The sequence below is a fragment of the Mesorhizobium sp. M2A.F.Ca.ET.067.02.1.1 genome, assembly GCF_004023285.1.
GTDB lineage: Bacteria > Pseudomonadota > Alphaproteobacteria > Rhizobiales > Rhizobiaceae > Mesorhizobium.
Window position 1 is genome coordinate 1 of record NZ_RZSB01000492.1, and the last position, 4,576, is coordinate 4,576.

General features: G+C 63.9%; 7 protein-coding genes. 3 read left to right on the forward strand and 4 right to left on the reverse strand.

The genetic code is table 11. From position 1 onward, the window contains the following. Nucleotides 1-210 precede the first annotated feature (210 nt). Entirely contained in the window at nucleotides 211-525 is a 315-nt protein-coding gene (locus tag EOA28_RS25855) for a hypothetical protein (protein WP_127251937.1), read from the reverse strand. Between the two features lie 148 nt (nucleotides 526-673). On the opposite strand from EOA28_RS25855, the gene EOA28_RS25860 reads away from it, so the two are divergent. After that, nucleotides 674-877, forward strand: a complete 204-nt coding sequence (locus EOA28_RS25860) for a DUF2934 domain-containing protein (RefSeq protein WP_127251936.1) — start codon at nucleotides 674-676, stop codon at nucleotides 875-877. A 160-nt stretch (nucleotides 878-1,037) separates the two neighbouring features. Here EOA28_RS25860 and EOA28_RS25865 read toward each other — a convergent pair whose 3' ends face one another. Beyond that, on the reverse strand, nucleotides 1,038-1,640 hold the full coding sequence (locus EOA28_RS25865; protein WP_127251935.1) for a diguanylate cyclase: 603 nt from the start codon (nucleotides 1,638-1,640) through the stop codon (nucleotides 1,038-1,040). An 8-nt stretch (nucleotides 1,641-1,648) separates the two neighbouring features. Beyond that, complete coding sequence (locus tag EOA28_RS25870) at nucleotides 1,649-1,843, reverse strand: hypothetical protein (protein WP_127251934.1); 195 nt, start codon at nucleotides 1,841-1,843, stop codon at nucleotides 1,649-1,651. 256 nt (nucleotides 1,844-2,099) lie between these two features. Between EOA28_RS25870 and EOA28_RS25875 the strand changes: the two genes are divergently transcribed. Next, entirely contained in the window at nucleotides 2,100-2,675 is a 576-nt protein-coding gene (locus EOA28_RS25875) for a response regulator (protein WP_245463191.1), read from the forward strand. 37 nt (nucleotides 2,676-2,712) lie between these two features. On the opposite strand, the gene EOA28_RS25880 is transcribed toward EOA28_RS25875, so the two are convergent. Continuing rightward, entirely contained in the window at nucleotides 2,713-3,144 is a 432-nt protein-coding gene (locus EOA28_RS25880) for a hypothetical protein (protein ID WP_126079182.1), read from the reverse strand. A 336-nt stretch (nucleotides 3,145-3,480) separates the two neighbouring features. Here EOA28_RS25880 and EOA28_RS25885 point away from each other — a divergent pair, with 336 nt between their 5' ends. Beyond that, nucleotides 3,481-4,536 carry a chemotaxis protein CheB gene (locus EOA28_RS25885; protein ID WP_245463190.1) on the forward strand — a complete coding sequence of 352 codons (1,056 nt, stop codon included), beginning with the start codon at nucleotides 3,481-3,483 and terminating at the stop codon, nucleotides 4,534-4,536. Nucleotides 4,537-4,576 lie beyond the last annotated feature (40 nt).

A 4,576-nucleotide genomic window follows, 5' to 3' on the forward strand; every position in this document is an offset into this window, starting at 1 on the left:
CTGGCCCCGCGGGGGGGGTGGGCGTACCCCAACCGCCGCTGCCCGTGCCTGCAGATGTTCGCTTGACGCTGTTGTGTTCATAGCCGATCCGCCGGGGTTGCGGCGGCTCCGGACGGTTCCAGAGCCTCACGATCCGCCGCCGGATCGTCGGCGGCGGCCATTCCCCGAACTTAGAAGTCATAGCTATGTTCCACGACGTCTGCGGCGCCATCATTCCTTTACATAGGCGCCGGGCTGACGGCCGCTCCGGGGCGCTTTCGCGTCCTTGGAATGCTCCGCGACCGCAGGGCCGGCGCCTGAGCTTTTTTCGGTCGCCGGGCTCGGCGTCGGTTGCCGCGGCGGATTGCGGCCTTCCGATTGGTGGGTCTTGTCCTCGACCTCGCCCTGTTTGCGGCTAAGGCCTGGATCGACGTGAGGTCTTTCGTTGCTGGCGGCGTCCTGGGAAAATTCGTCGCTCGGATCCGGATCGGTATTCGCCGGATATTTCCTGGCGCCCGTCTCGCGACGGTTCTGGATGTTGTTCATGACTGATCTCCGGTTGATGGAAGAAAACACCGGCGCGAGGACGGAGTTCCCAACTCCCGGGCAGCCGAAACAAAGTCCTCGGTGGAACAAACCTCCCCCCACCGGATTAGGCGCGGGCAGGGGAGCTCAGCCGCGAGAGGAGTCCGGCATGAACAGGGAAGAACGGATCAGGCAGCGCGCCCACGAAATATGGGAACGCGAAGGCCGCCCCGAGGGGCGCCAGCAGGAACATTGGGATCAAGCCGTTCAGGAGATCGAGTCGGAAGGTTCGGAGGCCGAGCGCGGTCCGGTGGCGCCCGATCCTGCTGTTGGGGTCGGCTCGGACCCGGCCGCCAACAGGCCAGGCGGCTGAGGTCGCGGATGCGCCGTATCATATTCGCAGTTGGCCTTCTGGTGATCGTTCTGGTCGCCCTCTGGCTGTGGGCTGGCCAGAATGGCGGGCGTCCGGCTGGCGGTGCCCAGCAGCCCTCGCCTCATGCTATCGACCAGAATGGCTGAGACGATGAGGCGCTTCATCGTGCGGCGGTGTCGCCGGCCTTGTGCCGCTTTGCCTTGGCTGGAACGAGCCGGCCCGAGTTGGCGCGCAGTCCTCTGAAGAACTCCTCCACATAGGGCAGCAGTTCGAACAGCACGATAATGACCATCACGGCGGCAACATATGTCACCGGCAGTTGCTGAGGTTTCCAGGTCAGATCGAAGCGAGCTTCTTCCGTTCCGGCGCCAAACAGCGCCAGGAATTGCCCCCAATGCAGCGCCACCACGATGACCAGGCCCATCAGCGGGATCATCTCCAGGAAGCTGTGCACATGCTGCTCGATAGGGCTCACCGTGCGCGCCGTGGTCGCGTAGCGCACGTCCCACATCGCTGTCGCTTCATGGACAAAGAAGGTGACGATCATCACGGCGACGACCAGGGCGTTCACCTCGAGGAACATTGCCGCAAGCAGCGGGATCCCGACCTCGGCGAACATCAGGAGATGGATGAGCGATTCCTTCGCGCCGGTCGTGGATTCTATGTGGGTCGCGCGGTGGCAGAGCCAATCGGCAAACCCCGCGATCAGCCAGACCGGCAAGACGAAATACATCAGGATGAGGACCATCGGATCGTCAAGCACGGCTGCCCCTATCTATCGCCATTGTCCGCGTCCCGCTTCAGCTTTGCCGCCTCGCGATCGAGCACGCGCGGATCGTTTCCGTATTTCAGGATCTGCGCCAGCGCCAACCCGCTTGGAATTCCCGCTCTTTCCGCGAGGTCGCGGACCCGTTCGGCATTCTCACACTCGTTATCATCCTTGGAGGCTTCGCCGTGCGATGTCATGGTCCTGGTTCCCGGCCAAGTCCCGCCTCGTGCCGAACCGCGGGCCAGCGCAATGGTTCCATGCCTGCCGGATCGGATCGAAGCATGCGCGAACGGCCGGAACGGTTCACCCGTCGCTGCGTTCTAACATCTGGCTTCCCTGCGGCCTCACTGTCATGCGCGCCGATGTCGGCGCGGCATGGTCCAGGGCTGCGGTCTCACCACGGAATGCTATTGACGGAGTTCGTGTGTGCGAAACCTCAGGGGACTTCACCTCTTGATTGCGGAGGACGAGTGGCTGCTCGCCAGCGATCTCGCGACCTTCTTCGCTGACATGGGCGCGATCATCCTGGGACCGGTGGCGACGCTGGAACAGGCCGGACGACATGCCAAAGCAGCCGAGGCCGCGATCCTGGACATCGACCTGCACGGCCGCAAGATTTTTCCGGTGGCGGACGAACTGATGCTGCGCAACGTGCCCTTCGTGTTCTTCAGCGGATATGACGACATCGCCATCCCCGAGCATTTGCGTTTCGCCAGCAGCCTGAGCAAGTCCTCGAACCGCATCAGCCTGGTCGATGCGTTGTTCCCGCCGGAGCCCTCCGCAGAGCCAGCGACCGTCCCGCAGCCGGTGTCTGCGGCGGAGGACGTCGTCGCGCTGCTGCCCAAGCTCCGGCTTACCGCACGTTTGCTGCTGGACGATGCCGGGGCCTCTGACCGCCTTGTCGAGCACACTCTGGAACAGGCGCTTGAGGATATCGACAATAGGCCCGAGGCCTCATCGATCACCGACTGGCTGAACAGCATTATGCGCAGGATAGCCTGGTCGCGCGGAGCCTCTCTTTTGCACTGATCGGGCCGCCGGCGACCTGCGCTCGCCGGCAACTCTCTTATTGCACGAAGCGGCTTCTGAGCCATCCGAGGATCCGGTTGCCCTTTACAATTCGACGCACCCGCGCGGCGGCCCAGCTGGCCTGCATCGTCGCGCCGGTATGGCAGCTGCAGACGACATCATGCAATTGCCAATCGGAGAGTTCGAAGAAGCGCTTCGCCTCGCCATAGGTGTCCGATTGCAACCCGGCCGCGCGCAGCAGCGGATCATCGAAGGCAACCGCGAGCGGCGAGCCATCCGCCCGCACCCGTTCACGGACGCCGGGATCGACATATTCGGTGCCCGTCAGCGCCGAGAGGCAACGCTGAGGATTGCGATCGAGCAATTCCGCCCACCGCTCGATCCGCTGCCTTCTCGTCGCAAGGGGAATCAAGCCGAGCCGATCGACGATTGCCACCGATTGAAGTTCGTATGAGGTCTGATGCTTCATTGCTGTCTCCTGTGGTTGTGGCGGCGACATCTGCACGGCGGCGCGGCAGGTTCTGCCGGGGCCTGAAGCCCACGCCAGCGAGGGCAGGCGCGGGCCGACCAGGTGTTGCCCACCCGTCTTCAACAGACGCCTTGGCATGGCGTCCGAAGCGAACCCGAACTGCCAGCGATCTCCTATGTTCCAGCCATCTTTTGGGACAGCGGGCAGGCGCTTGAACCGGCAGCGATGGAACATCGCGTGGATTGCATTGTTAAACACCTGACCGGTCGCTGAACCGCGATGCCGCCATCACCGCAACGGAGCGGTTCTTACAGCCCAATGGAGGCTCGTCGCGGAATGGCCCGTTCCACAAGCCCAACGAACAACCACAACATCATCGTTATCGGCGCGTCGGCCGGCGGGATCGAGCCTCTGAAGCGGATCGTCGCCGATCTGCCCGCCGATCTGCCGGCGGCCGTGTTCGTCGTGGTGCATATCGGCCAGGTCAGCTACCTGCCCGATATCCTCGACCGCGCGGGGAGGCTCGAAGCGCAGCCGGCCAGGAACGGCGCGGCGTTCAGGATGGGCTGCATCTATGTGGCGCCGCCGGGTTTCCATCTTCTTCTTCACGATGGCCATATGATGCTGCGGCGCGGCCCGCGCGAAAACCTCGCCCGGCCGGCCATCGATCCTTTGTTCCGTTCAGCGGCGCTGAGCTACGGCGCCAGCGTCATCGGCGTGCTGCTGTCGGGTGCGATGTCCGACGGCACCGCCGGGTTGAGGGCCGTCAAGGCCGTCGGCGGGCTGGCGGTCGTCCAGCATCCTAAAGATACGCTGGTACCTTCCATGGTGGAAAGCGCGCTGCATTATGTCGAGGTCGACCACTGCCTGCCTGCTGCCGAGCTCGGCGCTTTGCTTGCAAAGCTGACTGCCGAGCCGCCGGGCGAGACCTTTGCGGCACCGCCGATGGTAAGATTGGAGGCGGCCATCGCCGCGCAGGAGCATTCGACCATGAAAGACGAAGATCGACTTGGGCAATTGTCGGTGTTTACATGCCCGGAATGCCACGGGCCGTTGTGGGAGATCGAAGACGGTGACATGCTCCGCTATCGGTGTCATACCGGGCATGCCTTCACCGCCGACGCAGTGATAGAGGCTCAGGCTATCGAAGCGGACGAGATCCTGTGGAGCCTGCTTCGCTCGCATCAGCAGCGGGCGGAGTTTGCCCGGCGCATGGCCGAGCGGGAAAAGACACGGCGTCGCTCCGAACTGGCCAATCAGTTCGGCCAGCGGGCGCGGGAATACGAAGCGGATGCCGCCGTCATCGAGCGCATCCTTGAGAGCAGGCGAGCACGGTTAGGCGGCAATGGCGCGGGCGGCGAGGAAGACAGGCACGACAAGAGCGAAGGCTAACGACGCGCCCGAGGCCGCAACGGAGGGGGCACCTTTCCCG